This window comes from Mesobacillus subterraneus, assembly GCF_003937825.1.
Taxonomy (GTDB): domain Bacteria; phylum Bacillota; class Bacilli; order Bacillales; family Cytobacillaceae; genus Mesobacillus; species Mesobacillus subterraneus.
In genome coordinates, this window is record NZ_RSFW01000012.1 from 129874 (window position 1) to 147361 (window position 17488).

The window sequence follows — 17488 nt, forward strand, 5'->3', positions numbered from 1 at the left end:
GCACCCCCTCTGAAACTGAGAAGGTCTCTGTCCTTTCACCTGAAAGTTTACCTGTAAAGGCTTTCCCCTTTGGTGGCTCCCCTTTAAGAAAGCGCTCTCCAGAGATGCGTCAAACAAGAGTTCTTTTGCCTGAGAGATTCACAAAGAATGCTTGCTCCTTCGGCGCTACAGATGTAGTCTCTCCCCTTGTTGTCATCCGCATTTATATAATTTTCCAAATTGGGCATGATAAACCTTATTACGCATTTCTGCAAACTGTCGATTTAAGACTATAAAGTGACAAATTTCAAAACATTCAAAAGCTACCTTCATCCTACCATTAGACACTCAGGTTCGGCAATATTTTTATACATTAAGCTTTGTTCTATTTGATGTTGATTTCCGTTCCAGGCGCTTCGCTTTCCGCGGGACTGTCGCTGGAGTCTGCGCACCTTCTACTACAATCAACAAGGTTTAATATCACCAGTTCGCTATAACAAAGCTAAACATTAAAAGAGGTGGATAAAATGACCGTGCAAATAAATTTTGATTCTTCCTGGCAGGACGAAATGGCTGTGCGAATCGAGAATGACGGGCCCTGGGGAAACTGGGAGCTCTACAAACTTGCGATTGAAATAGAAAAACACACGATCATCCCCGAATTCGAAGGGCTTCAGGCCCCGGTCCATCTGCCTGAACTGACCCCATTGCCACACCAGCTGGAGGTGGCGAAACAAGTTGTCGAAAATATGAATGGGAAAGCGATTCTTGCCGACGAAGTGGGTCTGGGCAAAACGATAGAAGCCGGGTTGATCCTTAAAGAATACATGATCAGGGGACTGGTCAAAAAGGTACTGATCCTTGTCCCTGCCTCCCTGGTGTCCCAGTGGGCAATGGAGTTGAACACAAAGTTCCATATCCCTGCAATCGCCCAGAAGAAGAGCTATGTATGGGAACAGTGTGATGTTGTCGTTTCTTCCATTGATACAGCAAAGCGCGCTCCCCACCGGGATATCATCAATAATTTAAATTATGACCTTATCATCATTGATGAAGCTCATAAGCTGAAAAATAACAAAACAAAAAACTATGAATTTGTCCAAAATCTTAAAAAGAGATTTTGCCTGCTGCTGACGGCCACGCCTATCCAAAACAGGATTGAAGAAATCTTCAATCTTGTCTCTTTATTGAAGCCCGGCCACCTGGGAAGCGAGTCAGCATTTTTCGATAAATACAAAAAAGACTCCAGGTCCGTAAATGATGATGAACATCTGAGAGAACTAGTCAATAAAGTGATGATCCGCAACAGGCGTTCTGACACAGGGATTGAGTGGACAAAACGGCAGGTAGAAACCCTTCCAATCGAGTTTTCAAAAGAAGAACGTGCCTTGTATGATTCCATCCAGGCTTTAAGAAGCTCAGAAAGCGGGCTTGCTTCAAGCCAATTCTCGTTGATGACTCTGCAGCGTGAGGCGTGCAGCAGTCGGGAAGCAGTTTTCTATACGCTGAGAAATATGCTCCAGCGCCAGGAAAATCCATCAGTCGGCTTTCAAAATACCATCGCACAGCTGATTAAGCGGGTGGAAGCTGTGACAAAAAACTCCAAAGCAGAGAAAGCACTTGAATTGATCAAGCAGATAAACGATAAAGTCATCATTTTCACCGAATACAGAGCGACTCAATTGTATCTTCAATGGTTCCTGAAGCAAAACGGGATCACTTCTGTTCCGTTTCGCGGCGGGTTTAAACGCGGGAAAAAAGATTGGATGAGAGAGCTTTTCCAAAAAAATGTCCAGGTGCTGATCGCCACCGAAGCTGGAGGCGAAGGAATCAACCTGCAGTTCTGCAGTCACATCATCAATTTTGACCTGCCATGGAATCCGATGCGGCTTGAACAAAGAATTGGGCGGATCCATCGTCTAGGTCAGGAAAAAGATGTGAAGATCTATAATTTCGCCACAAAAGGTACGGTTGAAGAGCATGTATTGAAACTGCTATATGAAAAAATCAACCTGTTTGAAAAAGTGATCGGTGAACTCGATGATATCCTGACAAAATTGGAATTCGGTAATATTGAAGATCATCTCGTCGATATTTTCGGAAAGTCTTCATCGGAGGGTGAAATGAAGATCAAAATGGAAAACCTTACCTCAATGATCCAATTCGCCGAAGAAATGAAGGAGGATAAACCACGTGCAGCAACAGGAAATCCATAATTTTCTCGAACGGTATTTTACAGCCAATAATTGTGATGTCATTGAGAACAACAAAGGATATATGACGGTTCAACTGACAGTTGAGCTGGACAAAGAGCTGATGAACCGGCCGTTTTACTGGCATTATCTCGAGAAGACGGGCGGCGTCCCTAATCCAATGAAGCTGACCTTCATTACGAATAAACAGCAAGCTCCTGACAATGTAAAAGGAGAGGTCATCCATTTTGGGTCACCAAGGCTGCATCAGATCTTTCAATCAACGAAGAACCTGGCTGGGTTTATCCGGTTATATGAAAATAATCAATTCAGGACACAAACTCCCCTGATTCCATGGATTGGACTGAATATAAAAATATCTTATCAATGTGACCGGAAGCGTGATGTGTTCCAGTCAATTGGCCTTCAGCTGATCAACGGAAGGATGGTAGAGGATTTCCACGATAAACTGTTGAGGCTTCCATTGAAATCGAACATCCCGGATTATGCCTATACCCTCTCGCCCTTGATAAAACCAAAAAGCGGTGTGAACAGGATTCAGTCATTTCTGACAGCGGGGATTGAACAGGAAGACCAGGCGTGGGCTGAAGAGGCTAGAAAACGCTGGAAGAAGGACCTTGACTTGCTTCATCACTTCTATGAGGACGAAGAGGAGAAGTCTGAAAGCTTCGAGACCGAAAAAAAAGCGTTACAGGAACAATACGAGCCAAAAATAAATATTACCATTATTAACGGCGGGGTTTTCTACCTTACCGAAGGTGCATTATAACAGCACAAAAGCCCGGCATAGCACAGCCGGGCTTCTTTCATTCACTTTTTCCTTTTCAAACTGGACATCAGCATGAAGGGAAGGATTCCGAACCACTTGAACAAAAAAGTGGCTTCCGCTTCTTTTTTTGCCTGTTTAATCTTACGGCGTTCCTCTTTTGGCTGATCGATATATTTCACAACAGTCTGGGTCAGGTATTTTACATAGTCATTCGTTTTCATGGCCACACCTTCCTTCACTCGTTATCCAGTATAACCATGTCTTATCATTTCATACGGTGGAGGATTTCTTCAGTGATGGCACCAATCGATTTGCCTGTCGTATCGATTTCAAGATCCGATATATCACGATAGAGTAGAAGCCTGCTGTTATATAAGGATTCAGCTGCCTTTCGTTTTTCCTGCCGCAATAAAGGCCGTGTATCGTCACCCTCCAGCCTTTGTAAAATCTCATCTAAGCCCGCATACAGGAACACGACGGTTCCCTTGTCCCTGAGGCATTTACGGTTAGCATCAGCCATAATGATCCCGCCACCTGTAGCGACCACTGCATCTTTATCGGGCATGCTTTGTAAGACCTCTGACTCTATTATGCGGAATGCTTCCTCACCATCCATTGCGAATATCTCGTTTATCGCCTTACCCCTGGTTTTTACGACTTCCTCATCTGTGTCATAAACAGGCACGGATAATCTTTTACCAAGTTCCTGTGAAACCGTTGATTTCCCCGACCCCATAAATCCAATCAAGTAAATGGCTTCCATCTTCTTAATCCCCTGTCATTTCTTTTCTACCCATTTTACCATTGCCCGCTTTTCCTTGTCATATCGAGCCATTCCAATGGTCTTCTCGCCACTGTCCAAATTTAGAGTGAATGTTACTTCGTCAAGAGTTGCTGAAATGCTCTTTTTTTGATAGGAGATTGTTCCATCGGTGTAAGTGAATGTGCCAGCAAGGGGAAGGGTGTCCTCCCGTAACAGGGATTCTGCCTGTTTTACACCACAAAGCAAGTAATACTCTTGCACACGAATCGTGTTCGTTTCCCTGGCAAATCTTTTCTCTCCAATATATTGCTCTGTCAAAATCAGCAAAAACACTGACATCAACAGCAAAAAAATCATCGTCAATGGATAGATAAATCCTTTTTCAGTTATAATTCCGCACTCCCTGTCTGATAAAATTGATGAACCCTTACAGACCTTGTCTTCCCATTCAAATCAACAGCCGTGATCTCCACACCATCAATGATATTCTGAAAACTGCAGGTTAAAATACTTTGTACAAGGATTTCATGCCCCTGATAATTGACCCGCCTCCGAATGCCTGAACCGTATTTTTCATAAAGAACGGTTTGTCCATTAACCGTAAGGAGCAATTTATCAGGTTGGACCATAATCTGTTCAGCTGTACGAATCTCTTTTTTCACCTGGCTGCTGAAGACTTCCCATTCCATTTGGCGGATTCCTAATTCGGCGGCAGAATTATTTAGCAACAAGCTGAAACCTATTGGCAGCATGGACACGATAATCATGAAAAACGCCAAGGATATAACCATCTCCAGCATTGTAAATCCTCGTTCATTCCGTGTTTGCACATCTTTTGGCTTGTAAATGACCATTTTCATACTGGACACAAACCTCCCGGGATGATTCTCCATCTTCATTGGATTTTGATATAACGATTTGATATACGGTGCCATTTAGGTATACATCACCCTTGCCTGTAGCCACACCCGTGATTTTCAGGTGCATCAGTTCATCAAATAAAATATGGCTGGCTTCGGATACCTTCCTTGTCTGCGCCATCTGGTCTTTGACATGAATGGCAAGTGGAAGCAAGATAGACACCGCCATTACAAAGGCCGCAAGCGAAAGGATCATTTCAGCAAGAAAGTATCCATCATTCTTCCGTAACATAAAAACGGCCCTTCCCAATCAAAATCATCATCTTATACGTGCGGCTGCCGACTTTTACAAGTATGGACCCAAAACTGTCGGTGTTGCCATCCGGCATGTAATGGAACAATAGATTCATTGTGCCCTTCCTCACTTCAATCCCTTTTGGGAACGATCTCTTAATCAAATGCGGCGCTTTATAGTCCCCTCCTCGGATATAATAATAGTTTTCTTCCGGCACGATATGGACAGTGATTTGCTCCTGATGGGATATCGCATATTGCTGGCCATAAAGGAGATCGGTCTCAAATTGTGAAAAAAAGAGCTGCTTTTGGAGATTTTCATCGTGAGGAGAAAAAAGGAATGCAGAGGTTAGAGAAAGCATCAAGAAGGCAGAAAGGACGATGAGCATTTCAACCATCGTAAAGCCCGCTGAATGGTTCATCGTTAATTTCCAGTCTCTGAAACTGTGACTGCACCTTTGATATCGATTGATAAAACTCTGCCGTCAGGACATTTTCCATCTGAACTTTTTAGATAACCTGCTCCCTTAAGATCTGCCAATGAAGTAGGAGGTGTTTCTTTATCCATCTTGTATGCCTGAACCTGGGCCTCGACAAGCTTTACATATGCCTCGCATCCCTTTGAATTGATATTAGAGCTGTGTGAAGATATATTCGGCACCGTGATAATCAGCAACACTGAAATGACCAATAACACGATCATCATCTCGATTAACGTAAATCCTTTTTGATTTTTCATTGAAAAATCTCCTTTCGTTGTTAAATTCCTTTCATCATCTGGAACATCGGGAGCAGGATGGCAAGATACAATGAAACAACCAGAAGCCCGATAAAACTGTATAAAACAGGCTGGACTGTCTTCAATAATTTTTCGGTTTTCTCTTCAAGCTCTTTCAAACAATACCGGCTGTAAAAATAAAGTTCCTGATCAAGCTTCCCGTTCTTTTGTCCATGACTGATGATTCTCGTCAGTTCTTCTTCAAAAAACGGGTATCCTTCCACCACCCTGTCAAAATCCATCCCCGCTGCAAGCTTAAAAATCATGTCCGAGCCAAGTTCCCTTGAAAAAGGGTCATGCCGGTTATGTTCGAATACTTTCAATGCATCAAGCACTGAAAGTCCTCCGGAAAATAAATAGCTTAGCTGTATCGAAAAATAATGGGAGTGAAGGAGCTTGAACAGCTTGCCTGCAAAAGGCAGTTTCACCAGCTTCTTTTTTTGCTCAAGTTGGGGCAGGTTCCTGAATCGGAACATGTAATCGAGGAATAGTAAACTCACTAAGCCAAGCAGGAAGTAGAGCAGGAATGGAAAAATGAGCGATGCTGCATGGATCGTTTGCATGAAGAAGGTGGGTGCAAGGTTCATGTCAGTAAAAAGTGAGGTGAACTTCGGAAGCAGAATCTTGTTGACGAAGAAAAATAAGATAAAGGTAAGCAGCATCAGGAAAATTGGATAGGATGCAATTTTCCTCAGTCTCTGGTAATCCGCTTCCCTCTTCAGGACCATTTCGCTTCCCTCGGAAACAGCATGGGCGAGTCCGCCATGCTGTTCGGCAAAATAAACATAACTCACCAGATCTTTGTTGAATCTGAGTTCGGCAAGGATTTTATAAAGAGGAAATCCTTCCCGAAGGCTTTCAAGGCTGCGCCGGATATCTTGTTTCCTTTTCTTATCAAGATAAAAAGTCATTGATTCAATCGCTTCAGCCAAAGAATATCCGCGGGTCAATAATTCCCCGGTCCTTTTCAGGAATCGTGCCTGTTCGGCGACAGGCCACCTACTTTCCATCATTGAGGACCCACCTCTGATATTCAGATTCCTTGATGTATCCAAGTGCAATCCCTTTTTTTATTGCATCTTTAAGCGTCTTATAATGATAGCTTTGACTTTCCCCCCTTGCTTCCTTCAACACGGAGGAAAGGTCTTTTCCAGTAAGAATTTCAAACACATTTCCCCGTTTGCCGCTGCCAGAAGAATAGCAAAATGGCGAGCAGGCTCCTTCGCAATAAGGACAATTCAATTCAACCAGCCTCTGGGCTGTTACGGCAATGAGCGTCTGTTCGATTTCCAGCCAATTGATCCCGAATTCAATCAGTCTGTAAATCGCTCCCCTCGCATCCCTTGTATGCATCGTCGTAAGCACAAGATGTCCTGTCAGAGCTGCCCTTATGGCGGTCTCCGCTGTTTCCTTATCCCTGATTTCCCCTACCATGATAATATCCGGATCATGCCTGAGAATGGCCTTCAAACCTGCTGAGTAAGAGATTCCGGCCCGTTCATTGACCTGTACCTGCAGCACAGCATCGCTCGGTTTTTCGATTGGATCTTCAAGGGTAATGACATTCCGGTTGACCATTTCGGAGGTTTCCGAGAGCATGGAATATAGGGTGGTCGTCTTGCCGCTGCCTGTCGGACCTGTAAAAATGATTAATCCATGCGCATGCTTTAAAAGGGAGATCAGTTTTTTAGATGTGGAGGGAAATAAGGAAATCTGATAAGAAGGAATCTTGCTTTGTTCGGGTAGGAGACGTATGACCATGCTTTCACTTTGGTATGAAGGAAGTGTAGAGATCCTCAAGCCAATTTTCATTCTGTCATATTCATAGGTGAAGGCACCGCTCTGCGGCCTTCTTTTTTCTCCAATATCCATTGAGGCCGTAAACTTAAAGTGAGAAATAAGCCGTTCACAATCTGCCTGTTCCAGTGTATATCGGGGGATGAGCTGGTTTCCAAGTCTGAATTTTATGAGTGTGTCTTTTTCGCGCGGAATGATATGGACATCAGACGCGGCGCTTTGTAAAGCGTCTTTCAATACACGATCTGCCAGTTGTTCAATTGATTTTACAATAGGGATGCACCACCTTTTTATTTTCAAGACTTACTTTCTCAAAAAAAGCCTTGTTAAAGAAAGAAAATTCGCCATCCTCCTCCAGTTTCCTGCGGAATTTTTGTTTTAAATGTGTATAAAAAGTGACAATTCTAATCATAATAACTACCGTAACGTCAGCCAGTAATTTTTTTGGGCTATAGCCAAGCGGTAAGGCAACGGACTTTGACTCCGTCATGCGTTGGTTCGAATCCAGCTAGCCCAGTAATAGAAGGAAAATCATAGAAAAACGGAAGCGCTCACACGCTTCCGTTTTTCGCTATTTTGCCATACCTTTTAAAGCGTCAGGGTTAAACCCAATTACCAGCTTCTTCCCATCCGTTAAGATTGGACGCCTTAAGAGCTTCGGTTCATTGATCATAAGTGTGACTACTTCTGAGAGCGGCAGCTCCCCGACATCCACCCCAAGGCTTTTAAATGTTTCTCCACGGGTTGCTAGCAGCTCATCGAGACCATCAGTGGTAAGTGTTAATATTTCCATTAGTTCTTTTTTTGTTGGAGTATCCTTGAACAAATGACGTTCTTTGAATTTCACGCTGTTCGTAACGAGCCATTTTTTTGTTTTTCGGCATGATGTACAGCTTGGATATGAATAAAACGTCAATTCTTCCATCTTTGTTACCTCCTGGCAGACATTTAATATCTATATATCCATTGTATAACTTTTGTATAACTTTTGTACAGTGTTTTGTCATCATTTCGCCATTTAGTTGTGAACATTTTCTAAACATATAGTGTAAACAGTGTAAACCTTATTTTCCTCTGTATTATAATGGAGGCAAATTAGTGGGCTGAGGTGAACTAAGGTGGAGCAAACATTAAAAATCACAAGCGTATTGTCTGACCCAACTCGTTATTACATTTATCAATACATTACAAAAAGGCATAAAGACGTCACCGTCCAAGAAATCGCAGACAATTTCGATATTCATCCGAATGTCGCGAGATTGCATCTGTCCAAACTTGAAGATGTGAACATGCTGATATCAGAAACGAAAAAAACTGGCAAGGGCGGCCGCCCAAGCAGGCTTTACCGTTTATCAGATGATGTCATTCAGTTGCACTTCCCATTCCGTGATTATCAGCTTCTCTCCAAAATCGCGATGACAACGATGATGACTCTTGGGGAAGCAGGAAAAAAAGCATTGTATATGACGGGCAAGCGATTTGGCGAAGAGTTGATCGACCAGGAGATGGCACGTCATCCTCACCTAAGCGAGGAAATGACTTTCGACCACAAACTGAATGCAATCAAGAATGCTGCGACACTGGCTGGGTTTTATCCTGAATTTGAACCGAACAGCGAGAAAACAAAAATATACTTCCAGATATTTAACTGTCCCTTCAAGGAAGTCGCAATGGAACATACCGAAACAGTTTGCAACATGCACTATGAATTCCTGCGCGGAATGTTCGAATCCCTATTCGGAGATATCGAATTAATTGAAAAGGAGAATATGTTCTCAGGCTGTGATTCCTGTGCATACCAGGCTGTTATTGCACAATAATCAATCCTTGTTTACTTTTCACTCCACTTTACTTTATAATATGATAGTGATGGACTTGTAGGGTAAAGGAGGGATATCTTTGGATCGTATGTACAGAGTTTTGGGATTCTGGACGGGAATCTTTGCTGTCATGTTTTTCTTGGGTGACATGTATACAACGTCCTTGATTTTCTTTGGTCAAACCGGATTTTTCTTGCTTTTAAGTTACTTGAAACTGTCCGAGCGTATGTATATTTACGTATTCGGCGCATACTTAACGATTTTCTTTGTAGGCTTTACTTACTGGACAACTTTCATGATGCCATTAGGCGGCGGAGCTGGACATTAATCAGGCCAATAAAAAAAGCGATGGATCCCATCGCTTTTTTTATTTTGGCTGATCTTGGGTCATCGAACTCTTAAACTGGGAATGACCAATTTCAAAATAATTTACTGTCAGGCAAGCTCAGCCCCTTACCCTGAATGACAACGTGGAAGGACTGGCTGATGCCTCCCGGAAGAATCAGGCTGCGGATTGCCCGATTGCGCTTGCTTGTCTCAGAGAAAGGATTAGGGTCATGATGTTCTGCCAGCTCGTCGAGTATGCCTAATAACATCAAGTACTCATCCTGCCGCATTTTTTGCAGGAATCCCAGGCCATGCTTTTCCCCAAGTGTGATAAGGGCGTCGAAATGAACATGGCTGGTGATGTCCATTTCGCCAGGATGCTGCAGGACATCATGATGCATTTGATGCTGATAATACCCTCTCAAACTCCCCAGCCTTCTTGAGGGGTGTTTCCATTCTTCTTTTGTATATCCATAATCGACAGTCACAATGATTCCTTTGGCCAAATGTTCAGAAATGGACTGGATGAACGGCTCCATTGCCAGCGGAATTTCCATCCTTTGCCCTTCCGCTACCTCAAGCTCCTGTTCATTTAAAAACGAAATGATTTTTTCATTCTCCAACGGGACCATGATTTCTTTAAATTGTTCATTTTCACAACCTATAAAAACTTCATGAATGATCCCCTGCTTTTTCTCAATCACATGAACTGGAAACGCATCAAACAATTCATTTGAAAAAACAAGCCCTTCCGCCATCTCTGTTTCCGTGAACGCATTTGCGTGAACGAACTTTACATTTTTCAGTTCCTCTAATTCCTGCCCCTGAAGGGTTCTATGATATGGACTAGTTTCAACAATGCAATAAGTTAATAGAGCAGCATCAATTTCATTCCATCCCTGCACAAATGCTCGTGCAAAACGACCATTTCCCGCACCGACCTCACAGATGGCCGGCTCAAGCCCTAGGGTTTGGTAGTTCTTCGCATACCATTTACCGATTAATTTGCCATAAACGTCGGACACATTGCTCGTTGTATAAAAATCTCCCTCTTTGCCAATCTTCTGTTTTTCCCTTATGTAATACCCGTGCTCTGGATGATAAAGAGCAAGCTCCATGAACTCTGCATATGAGATCATTTGATTCGTTGATTCGTTAATATACTTGCTGATTATTTCTTTCATCATGACTCCTCGAAAACTGTTTTCACTATTGACATAGTGTTTTCTTTATTATATTGTTTTAATAGTAGCTTAACTATATCCCCTCCCATGATATGAATAGAACATCCCCCAGAAAAGCCCTTCTCATTGAGAAGGGCTTTTCTAGTTTCCCAGGGGGTCTATTACCACACATGAGAGAGTTAAAAACCGTTCAGGAAAGGATTCGAGTCCATTTCATGTCCAATTGTCGTCACCGGTCCATGTCCAGGCAATACTTCGGTTTCTTCCGGCAATACCAGGAGTTTGTCATGAATGCTTCTGATTAATTGATTGTGATTCCCCCCAGGCAGATCTGTCCTTCCAATGCTGCCATTAAAAAGGGCATCACCAGCCAGGACAAAATGCGACTCCGGGAAATGGATGGAGATGCTACCCGGAGAGTGTCCAGGAGTCTCGAATACCTCAAATGCAAAGCTTCCAATCGTCATTTTCCCTTCTTCGCTGATCAGATGGTCTGCTGGACGAGCTTTTATCGGTTCATTCAGCATGAAATGCCTTGAGCCATTCAATGCCGGGTCTGTCAGCCAATCCTTTTCTTTTTCATGGATATATACCTTGATGCCATATTTATCCCTGATTTTGTCCACCGCACCGATATGGTCAAAATGGGCATGGGTCAGGACAATTGCTTCTGGTTTTAAACCCAGCTCCTCTATGACTGATGACAGTTTCTTCGCGTTATCACCTGGATCCACAATCAGGCATGAATTGCTTTCATCATAAACAATGTAGCAATTTGTCTGCAAGGGACCCAGCGGCACCTGTTTCCATTTCATTCGAATATCCTCCAGCTTCTATTGGTATTATTCATATAATTATTCTACACTATAATCAGGCAAGAATTAAGGATTATACAAAGGGGACAGGATCGTGCAATACGTCATCGGAATTGAAGCGAAACCTTTACTGTTGGAACTGGACGACTTCAGGATTTTTTTGCTTACCATCGCCCCACCACAACTGGTTCACGGTAATCTTTATATCTATGAAGAGGTGAAAGATGCTGAGGAAGCTGCTGAATTGTTGTCAGACGCAGACTTAATGGAGGAAAAGCATCAGTTGGCAAGAACAGACGGCACCCGGGGAGAAGAATTTTATGATTATGGATTTCATGCAGCTGGAGTTTTCTTTTTTGTATCTTAATGAACTTTCTGCTTTTAAGATAGTTGAAGGGGATACGTTACAAAGAGAAATGGCTCTGATCCAGCTGGGCGAACATCTTGTTTTTACTTCAACAGAAGGTATTTATTTTACAATCAGCCATTATCATGACCTCATTTTGGGTATAGTAAAAGCATACAACGTGAAAGTTGAGTTTTTAGACCTCGACAAATGATGTAAAAAAATATAAAATAAAAAACGAGTGTATGCTTGTCATTACATAATAACAGGCTGCCGCCTAATTTTTCATCAAACAGGCTGATTGTCTGCCTAATATTTATAAGGGGGCTATATCATGGGTTTTGCTATTATCTGCGCTTTAATCACTATTCTTGCCGGTTACGCGACTTTTTCGGCACTTAAAAACAAAAACATCCTGGGCATCGTATTTGGCGGAGGTACGTTCCTTGTTATTGGCTGGTTTACAGTCATGACACTTCTAAACTCCGGTTTCCCGGTAGCACATTAATATGAAGCCGTAAAAAGACCACCTTTCGAGGTGGTCTTTTTGTACTCTTGCTATTTCAGAAGCTCGTTCACCCTGTTCACCTTATCCTGCATTTTCCGTTTTACATCCCGCCTGTCATCGATACGGATGTTCGTGGCAACTCGCTTGATTCCGGCATTGAATGGCGACTCGTGGATTGCCTGGATCACTTCGAACAACACAGGCAGTTCCCCTTCGATCAATGTGTTCATGGGAGTCAGCTGATACTGTATTTTCCCTTGTTCTTCATATTCCTTAAGTATTCTTTGAATGTCCGCGACGTAGGAGCTGACACTCGAGGTTTCCGTTCCTATTGGGATGACTGTAACATCAACAATTGCCATTCATATCTCTCCTATTCTGCAAGTTCAATGATTTCCTTTGTCTTCATATTCATTACTTTATCCAACTGAAAGCCATACAGACACATCATTCCAGATGGTGAACAGGAGATTGGTTCATTCGCTAAACCGGAAAAGACCATTTCCTCTTTTTCCGACTCAAGGTTAAAACGAATCAAATCAAATCCATCTTGATAAAGATCAGCTTCTCCCTCCTGGACAGCACGCAAGTAGATAAAGTTGTTGCCTTTATCCATTAAATCATAAAATGGCACCACCCATCCAGAATAAGAGGTCAGCATCGGAGCTGTGAAACTCGCGACTGGTTCTGTCCCTTCCTGCAGGAATTGATATAAGCCGATTTCTGGTGCTTCATCTTCATTTACTTTTACAGCAAGCAAATACTTTCCTATCGTGTCAAATTGATAGACGTTATCCACCAATTTGGTTGACTTCAGCTCTTGAAGAGAAGTGGAATACAAAGGTGCCTGCAATTCGACTCCATCTTCTTCCCATCCCTGATAAACAAGTTCATCCTCGGAAATCCAGCGTACAAAAGGTTCCGGAAGGTCAAGTTCTTCCAGGTTAGCCTTCCGTAAATCCAGTAAATAAGTACTGAAATCCCAGTCCTCTGTAAAAGCGGAAATAACCAATATTTCGTCATTGAATGGGTTCCATTCAAAGGTTATTTCATAGGATTCAATACTGCTGGAGTAAAGCTCCTCCCCTGATAAATCAATGATTGTTAAGATTCCCTTGTCATTGGCTGCGTTATGCACTAAAACCTTATCCTTATTCGGACTTGCCTCTGCCGTTATGATGGGAAGGTCACTCCTGAACAATAATTTGGATGTTCCTGAAGCAAGATTATAAGCATACAACAAGGATCTTTCGCCTTTATTTCGGATATAGAGGATTTCTGTATCGGATAACCAGCCGGCTGCCTTGTAAAAATCCCCGTCTCCCTCTGCCTTAATAGGGATGATCTCGGTTCCCAAAAACTTGGTTCCCGGGGCATCCTTCTCCTCATTCCCATCATGCTCCGCCTCTTCATGCGGAGTGCTTTCAAGCTTCTGGGAACAGCTTGTGAGAACAAGTGAAGAAGTGAAAATAAGAAGCAGCGACCATAAAACATATGTCATTCGGTATGTATTCTCCCTATTGCCAATCACCTCTTCACCCCCTTTTATACACTGTATATATCTGTACGTTGTAACCGTCTAAATGTTTCAATGAATTTAGAAAAATCGATTTATTAATTTAATGCGGCAGATGATTTCCATTCATGTCGCTACAATTAGCAGAGGTCAATGTTGGTTTATCAAATCAGGTTATAACAAAGTCATCGATTAAAATTTATGATTTTCTGGCCGGACATTGATACGATACACCTATAAAAACAAAATTTCAACATAAATTCTTGGGCCAATAATACTTAATTACCCGAATCGTACAGAGTTTTAAGCGTTGTTTCCCCCTTTAACCAAAAAAACCTGTGCCGAATCGGCACAGGTTTTCAAGTTGGTTTACTACTCTCCGGTTTTCTGAAAGGATTCTTTGCTGTCATTGGACTCACCATAAAACCTTAGCAGGTCTCCATAGATGATTTTATCTGAGAATTCAAGTTCGTTCTTTGCATTCTCGAAGTACGGTTCACAAGCAGCTCGATCAGTTGGTTCACCTGTTGCTTTATCATAGCAAGTTTCCCGCGTGAAAACATGATCCTTGGTAATAAAGCTGCCATCACGGAGAACAGCAAAGTCGAGTCTGTTCTTGGAGAATAAATCGGATCCAAAGTCGATGTTATTCTTCGTATCCATTCCTAAAAGATGAAGAATCGTCGGTTTCAGGTCAATTTGACCGCTCACTGTCGAAATCGTTTTGCCCTTCTGTCCAGGGACATGGATAATCAAAGGAACCCGCTGAAGCTGAGTGCTCTCGAAGGGTGTGATTTCCTTGCCAAGATATTCACCCATTGCTTTGTTGTGGTTTTCAGAGATACCGTAATGGTCACCGTAAATGATGATGATTGAATCATCATAAAGACCTTCGTCTTTTAATTTTTGGACAAACAGCTTAAGCGCCTCATCTGTATAGCGGACAGTAGGAAAATAATTGTTGAGTGTTTTGCTGTTTGAAGTATATGGTTCAATAAAGCTGTCTTCCTCTCCGAGTTCAAACGGGAAATGGTTCGTCAACGTTATGAACTTCGCGTAGAACGGCTTTGGCATGGCCTTCAGGTGCTCTACAGATTGCTGGAAAAAGTCTACATCCTTCATCCCCCAGCCAACTGAGTTCTCTTCATTCACATCATAATCCGGAAGCGAATAGAAGCGCTGGTATCCCAATGATTGATACATGATATCACGGTTCCAGAAGCTCTTATTATTGGCATGAAGGGAAGCGGTGAAATATCCTTTATCATTCAGGATTTCCGGTGTTGCTGTATACTCATTGCCAGAGTGAGTAAAGAAAACAGCACCTCGGCTCAGAGGATATAAAGAGTTTTCAACCAGGAATTCAGAATCAGATGTTTTCCCCTGTCCGGTCTGGTGATAGAAGTTGTCAAAATAATAGCTGTCCTTAATGAAGTCGTTCAGGAACGGAGTGATTTCCTGACCGTTTACTGTCTGGTTGATCACGAAGCTTTGAGTCGATTCCATTGAAATCAAGATGACATTCTTGCCTTTGGCAACTCCAAACATATCCTCATTTGGCGGCAAGTAATTTGCACGGACATAGTTATCAATATCCGCTAATTCGCTGCCATCAGCCATCGCCCGCTGCGCGGAAGATTTGGACTGTAAAAAAGCATCATAGAGGTGGTAATTATATGTTCCGATGTTCTTTACCAGCATTTCCCTGTCAAATGTTCTTGTCAGCAACTGAGGGCGTTCTGTTTCAGCCATACCAAGGTTGAAGAAAGCAATCGCAATCGCAACCAGGAAAAACGCTCTGCGATCCACCTTGCTGTATTCACGGTAACCCATGAATGCAGGTTTAACTTTTATCAGAACGGCTAAAATGATGAAATCAACAAAGTAAAGCAGGTCGCTGAAGTTGATCAATTCCGTAACACTGCTTCCCAAATCACTCATGTTGCTCGTCTGGAACAAAACTGGAATCGTCAGGAAGTCATTGAAGAAGCGGTAGAACACTACATTCGCGAACAAGATAGCCGAAACTATGAAACTTGTAATCAAAATGTAGCGTTTTTGTGATTTCTCCTTGAGGAACAGACTGATTCCCAATATGAACATCAGGAAACTCAACGGATTTATGAACAGGATGATTTCCTGTCTCCAGTTTTCAATTTTGATGTCAAAGCTAGTTTTATAAGCAATATACGTTTTCAGCCAAAGCAGTATGATTGCAATTGCAACAATGGATGCTTTTGACCATTTCTGGGTATTCATTCGATCGCTACCTCCCTGTTATGATTAACAGATATGGAAATTTCAGGTGGAAAAATCACCCTTTTAAAGAATCAAAGATAATCTTAATACTTTTCATGCGAAAAAGCAAACATGATCAAGGTTCAAAAAGGATAGACCAATCACTGTGATTTTCCACCATTATAGACGATTTAAACCTCTAAAAGTTTCAAATCTGTCCAAATTCAGAAAATTGGAACTTTCGGAGTAAATAAAATAGGGAGTTTTCTCCCAGAAGAAAACTCCCTATCCATTCTATTATGCTTGGCCTATTTTATTCTTGACGAGCCATGCAGCGCCAATTACGCCTGCATCATTTCCCAATGTCGCGATGCTGATTTCAGTTGACTGGGCGACCCGAGGGAATGAGTTGCGCAAGAATTGCTCTTTAACTGGCTTGAGCAGGACCTCTCCCGCTCTCGACACTCCGCCCCCAAGGACGATTTTTTCCGGGTTGAGCGTATTGGCGATATTTGCAAGAGCAATACCCAGGTACAGCGCAACCGTATTGATTACTCCCATCGCCATGTCGTCATCACGTCTTGCCGAATCAAAAACGTCCTTTGCTGTCACCAATCCCGTTTCTTTGAAAACTGCAGCCAGTTCCCCTTTGGAATCATCAGTTTGCAACACTTCAGCCGCAATCCTGACAATACCAGTAGCAGAAGCAATCGTTTCTAAGCAGCCCGTTTTCCCACAATTGCAGGGAGCTCCCCCTTCTGCCATGGAAGTGATATGGCCAATCTCACCAGCAGCACCGCTAGCGCCATGGACAATATCCCCATTCGTGATGACTCCGCCGCCAACCCCAGTACCAAGTGTTACACATACGAGGTCCTTCGCTCCGTTTCCAGCACCCTTCCACATTTCACCGAGTGCTGCACAGTTCGCATCATTATCAATCACAGCCGGCAGCGACGTTTCTACTTCAAGAAGATCCTTCAGCGGGTATGGTTCACGCCAGCCAAGGTTCACCGCTTCGAATATAACGCCTGTTGCAAGGTCAACAGGGCCAGGGGCCCCCATCCCGATTCCGACAATGTCGCTTTTCGAGTGTCCTAACTCCTCAAGCTTGGCATCAATTGCCTTAGCAATATTGACCGTAATATTTTTGCCTTCATTTGAAACATCTGTCGGGATTTCCCACTTGTGAAGAATTTCTCCGTATAAACTAATGAATGCGAGTTTGGTTGTGGTTCCACCCAAATCTACACCAACGAGCCATTTTTCAGTCATCATGCG

At 42.7% G+C, this 17488-nt stretch carries 23 protein-coding genes, 1 tRNA gene and 1 riboswitch; of the genes, 8 read left to right on the forward strand and 16 right to left on the reverse strand.

The features are described 5' to 3' along the window. Positions 1-107 precede the first annotated feature (107 nt). Positions 108-196: riboswitch (glycine riboswitch) on the reverse strand. A gap of 310 nt (positions 197-506) precedes the next feature. Both EJA10_RS10070 and EJA10_RS10075 read left to right on the forward strand, forming a co-directional pair. Continuing rightward, complete coding sequence (locus tag EJA10_RS10070) at positions 507-2195, forward strand: DEAD/DEAH box helicase (protein ID WP_125479873.1); 1689 nt, start codon at positions 507-509, stop codon at positions 2193-2195. Continuing rightward, the gene (locus EJA10_RS10075; RefSeq protein WP_125479874.1) at positions 2173-2961 is read left to right on the forward strand and encodes a YqhG family protein; all 789 of its coding nucleotides are present in this window, start codon (positions 2173-2175) and stop codon (positions 2959-2961) included. The genes EJA10_RS10070 and EJA10_RS10075 overlap by 23 nt, the downstream gene beginning before the upstream one ends. Positions 2962-3002: 41 nt before the next feature. Here EJA10_RS10075 and EJA10_RS10080 read toward each other — a convergent pair whose 3' ends face one another. From EJA10_RS10080 to comGA, 9 genes are read right to left on the reverse strand one after another with little or no spacing between them, the layout of a single operon-like run. Further along, on the reverse strand, positions 3003-3182 hold the full coding sequence (locus EJA10_RS10080; protein WP_125479875.1) for a YqzE family protein: 180 nt from the start codon (positions 3180-3182) through the stop codon (positions 3003-3005). A 44-nt stretch (positions 3183-3226) separates the two neighbouring features. Then, on the reverse strand, positions 3227-3724 hold the full coding sequence (locus EJA10_RS10085) for a shikimate kinase (protein WP_125479876.1): 498 nt from the start codon (positions 3722-3724) through the stop codon (positions 3227-3229). Positions 3725-3739: 15 nt separating this feature from the next. Next, a complete protein-coding gene (comGG, locus tag EJA10_RS10090) occupies positions 3740-4081 on the reverse strand; it encodes a competence type IV pilus minor pilin ComGG (RefSeq protein ID WP_142999659.1) in 342 nt (113 codons plus the stop codon). Positions 4082-4110: 29 nt separating this feature from the next. Further along, positions 4111-4584 carry a competence type IV pilus minor pilin ComGF gene (gene comGF / locus EJA10_RS10095; RefSeq protein WP_246017744.1) on the reverse strand — a complete coding sequence of 158 codons (474 nt, stop codon included), beginning with the start codon at positions 4582-4584 and terminating at the stop codon, positions 4111-4113. After that, a complete protein-coding gene (locus EJA10_RS10100) occupies positions 4538-4876 on the reverse strand; it encodes a hypothetical protein (RefSeq protein WP_125479878.1) in 339 nt (112 codons plus the stop codon). Before EJA10_RS10100 ends, comGF begins: the two co-directional genes overlap by 47 nt. Further along, positions 4860-5300 (reverse strand): competence type IV pilus minor pilin ComGD, encoded by a 441-nt coding sequence (gene comGD, locus EJA10_RS10105; RefSeq protein ID WP_125479879.1) that lies wholly within the window; start codon positions 5298-5300, stop codon positions 4860-4862. Before comGD ends, EJA10_RS10100 begins: the two co-directional genes overlap by 17 nt. 2 nt (positions 5301-5302) lie before the next feature. Beyond that, positions 5303-5617 carry a competence type IV pilus major pilin ComGC gene (gene comGC / locus EJA10_RS10110; protein ID WP_125479880.1) on the reverse strand — a complete coding sequence of 105 codons (315 nt, stop codon included), beginning with the start codon at positions 5615-5617 and terminating at the stop codon, positions 5303-5305. A gap of 20 nt (positions 5618-5637) precedes the next feature. After that, complete coding sequence (gene comGB / locus EJA10_RS10115) at positions 5638-6669, reverse strand: competence type IV pilus assembly protein ComGB (RefSeq protein WP_125479881.1); 1032 nt, start codon at positions 6667-6669, stop codon at positions 5638-5640. Continuing rightward, positions 6656-7753 carry a competence type IV pilus ATPase ComGA gene (comGA, locus tag EJA10_RS10120; protein WP_281274486.1) on the reverse strand — a complete coding sequence of 366 codons (1098 nt, stop codon included), beginning with the start codon at positions 7751-7753 and terminating at the stop codon, positions 6656-6658. Before comGA ends, comGB begins: the two co-directional genes overlap by 14 nt. Positions 7754-7898: 145 nt before the next feature. Between comGA and EJA10_RS10125 the strand changes: the two genes are divergently transcribed. Further along, positions 7899-7970 (forward strand) — tRNA-Gln (locus EJA10_RS10125). 54 nt (positions 7971-8024) lie between these two features. Here EJA10_RS10125 and EJA10_RS10130 read toward each other — a convergent pair. Beyond that, positions 8025-8378, reverse strand: a complete 354-nt coding sequence (locus EJA10_RS10130; protein ID WP_125479882.1) for a Spx/MgsR family RNA polymerase-binding regulatory protein — start codon at positions 8376-8378, stop codon at positions 8025-8027. 193 nt (positions 8379-8571) lie between these two features. Here EJA10_RS10130 and EJA10_RS10135 point away from each other — a divergent pair, with 193 nt between their 5' ends. Beyond that, on the forward strand, positions 8572-9273 hold the full coding sequence (locus EJA10_RS10135) for a helix-turn-helix transcriptional regulator (RefSeq protein WP_125479883.1): 702 nt from the start codon (positions 8572-8574) through the stop codon (positions 9271-9273). A 79-nt stretch (positions 9274-9352) separates the two neighbouring features. Next, the gene (locus EJA10_RS10140; protein ID WP_125479884.1) at positions 9353-9601 is read left to right on the forward strand and encodes a DUF2626 domain-containing protein; all 249 of its coding nucleotides are present in this window, start codon (positions 9353-9355) and stop codon (positions 9599-9601) included. 91 nt (positions 9602-9692) lie between these two features. Here EJA10_RS10140 and EJA10_RS10145 read toward each other — a convergent pair whose 3' ends face one another. Both EJA10_RS10145 and EJA10_RS10150 read right to left on the reverse strand, forming a co-directional pair. Then, complete coding sequence (locus tag EJA10_RS10145) at positions 9693-10787, reverse strand: class I SAM-dependent methyltransferase (protein ID WP_342773902.1); 1095 nt, start codon at positions 10785-10787, stop codon at positions 9693-9695. A gap of 176 nt (positions 10788-10963) precedes the next feature. Next, positions 10964-11599 (reverse strand): MBL fold metallo-hydrolase, encoded by a 636-nt coding sequence (locus tag EJA10_RS10150; protein WP_125479885.1) that lies wholly within the window; start codon positions 11597-11599, stop codon positions 10964-10966. Between the two features lie 94 nt (positions 11600-11693). Here EJA10_RS10150 and EJA10_RS10155 point away from each other — a divergent pair, with 94 nt between their 5' ends. The 3 genes from EJA10_RS10155 (at position 11694) to EJA10_RS10165 (ending at position 12453) form a co-directional block, all read left to right on the forward strand. Continuing rightward, a complete protein-coding gene (locus EJA10_RS10155) occupies positions 11694-11966 on the forward strand; it encodes a hypothetical protein (RefSeq protein WP_125479886.1) in 273 nt (90 codons plus the stop codon). Continuing rightward, positions 11956-12159: a hypothetical protein gene (locus EJA10_RS10160; protein WP_125479887.1), complete on the forward strand. Its 204-nt coding sequence runs from the start codon at positions 11956-11958 to the stop codon at positions 12157-12159. The genes EJA10_RS10155 and EJA10_RS10160 overlap by 11 nt, the downstream gene beginning before the upstream one ends. 120 nt (positions 12160-12279) lie before the next feature. Then, positions 12280-12453, forward strand: coding sequence for a DUF2759 domain-containing protein (locus EJA10_RS10165; RefSeq protein ID WP_125479888.1), 174 nt, complete (start codon positions 12280-12282; stop codon positions 12451-12453). Positions 12454-12503: 50 nt separating this feature from the next. On the opposite strand, the gene EJA10_RS10170 is transcribed toward EJA10_RS10165, so the two are convergent. The 4 genes from EJA10_RS10170 to EJA10_RS10185 all read right to left on the reverse strand — a co-directional run bounded on the left by EJA10_RS10170 (position 12504) and on the right by EJA10_RS10185 (position 17482). After that, positions 12504-12815, reverse strand: a complete 312-nt coding sequence (locus tag EJA10_RS10170) for an MTH1187 family thiamine-binding protein (RefSeq protein WP_125479889.1) — start codon at positions 12813-12815, stop codon at positions 12504-12506. 11 nt (positions 12816-12826) lie between these two features. Next, the gene (locus EJA10_RS10175; protein ID WP_125479890.1) at positions 12827-13984 is read right to left on the reverse strand and encodes a YqgU-like beta propeller domain-containing protein; all 1158 of its coding nucleotides are present in this window, start codon (positions 13982-13984) and stop codon (positions 12827-12829) included. Positions 13985-14341: 357 nt separating this feature from the next. After that, entirely contained in the window at positions 14342-16228 is a 1887-nt protein-coding gene (locus EJA10_RS10180; protein WP_125479891.1) for an LTA synthase family protein, read from the reverse strand. Positions 16229-16504: 276 nt separating this feature from the next. Continuing rightward, positions 16505-17482, reverse strand: a complete 978-nt coding sequence (locus EJA10_RS10185) for an ROK family glucokinase (protein WP_125479940.1) — start codon at positions 17480-17482, stop codon at positions 16505-16507. Positions 17483-17488 lie beyond the last annotated feature (6 nt).

Bases quoted from the DNA above. Each gene is read 5' to 3' on its own strand.
- EJA10_RS10080 (WP_125479875.1), bottom strand. From the start codon at position 3,182: ATGAAAACGAATGACTATGTAAAATACCTGACCCAGACTGTTGTGAAA.
- comGC (WP_125479880.1), bottom strand. From the start codon at position 5,617: ATGAAAAATCAAAAAGGATTTACGTTAATCGAGATGATGATCGTGTTA.
- EJA10_RS10145 (WP_342773902.1), bottom strand. From the start codon at position 10,787: ATGATGAAAGAAATAATCAGCAAGTATATTAACGAATCAACGAATCAA.
- EJA10_RS10070 (WP_125479873.1), top strand. From the start codon at position 507: ATGACCGTGCAAATAAATTTTGATTCTTCCTGGCAGGACGAAATGGCT.
- comGB (WP_125479881.1), bottom strand. From the start codon at position 6,669: ATGATGGAAAGTAGGTGGCCTGTCGCCGAACAGGCACGATTCCTGAAA.
- EJA10_RS10170 (WP_125479889.1), bottom strand. From the start codon at position 12,815: ATGGCAATTGTTGATGTTACAGTCATCCCAATAGGAACGGAAACCTCG.
- EJA10_RS10150 (WP_125479885.1), bottom strand. From the start codon at position 11,599: ATGAAATGGAAACAGGTGCCGCTGGGTCCCTTGCAGACAAATTGCTAC.
- comGG (WP_142999659.1), bottom strand. From the start codon at position 4,081: ATGATTTTTTTGCTGTTGATGTCAGTGTTTTTGCTGATTTTGACAGAG.
- comGD (WP_125479879.1), bottom strand. From the start codon at position 5,300: ATGAACCATTCAGCGGGCTTTACGATGGTTGAAATGCTCATCGTCCTT.
- EJA10_RS10100 (WP_125479878.1), bottom strand. From the start codon at position 4,876: ATGTTACGGAAGAATGATGGATACTTTCTTGCTGAAATGATCCTTTCG.
- EJA10_RS10180 (WP_125479891.1), bottom strand. From the start codon at position 16,228: ATGAATACCCAGAAATGGTCAAAAGCATCCATTGTTGCAATTGCAATC.
- EJA10_RS10165 (WP_125479888.1), top strand. From the start codon at position 12,280: ATGGGTTTTGCTATTATCTGCGCTTTAATCACTATTCTTGCCGGTTAC.
- comGF (WP_246017744.1), bottom strand. From the start codon at position 4,584: ATGAAAATGGTCATTTACAAGCCAAAAGATGTGCAAACACGGAATGAA.
- EJA10_RS10130 (WP_125479882.1), bottom strand. From the start codon at position 8,378: ATGGAAGAATTGACGTTTTATTCATATCCAAGCTGTACATCATGCCGA.
- EJA10_RS10185 (WP_125479940.1), bottom strand. From the start codon at position 17,482: ATGACTGAAAAATGGCTCGTTGGTGTAGATTTGGGTGGAACCACAACC.
- EJA10_RS10085 (WP_125479876.1), bottom strand. From the start codon at position 3,724: ATGGAAGCCATTTACTTGATTGGATTTATGGGGTCGGGGAAATCAACG.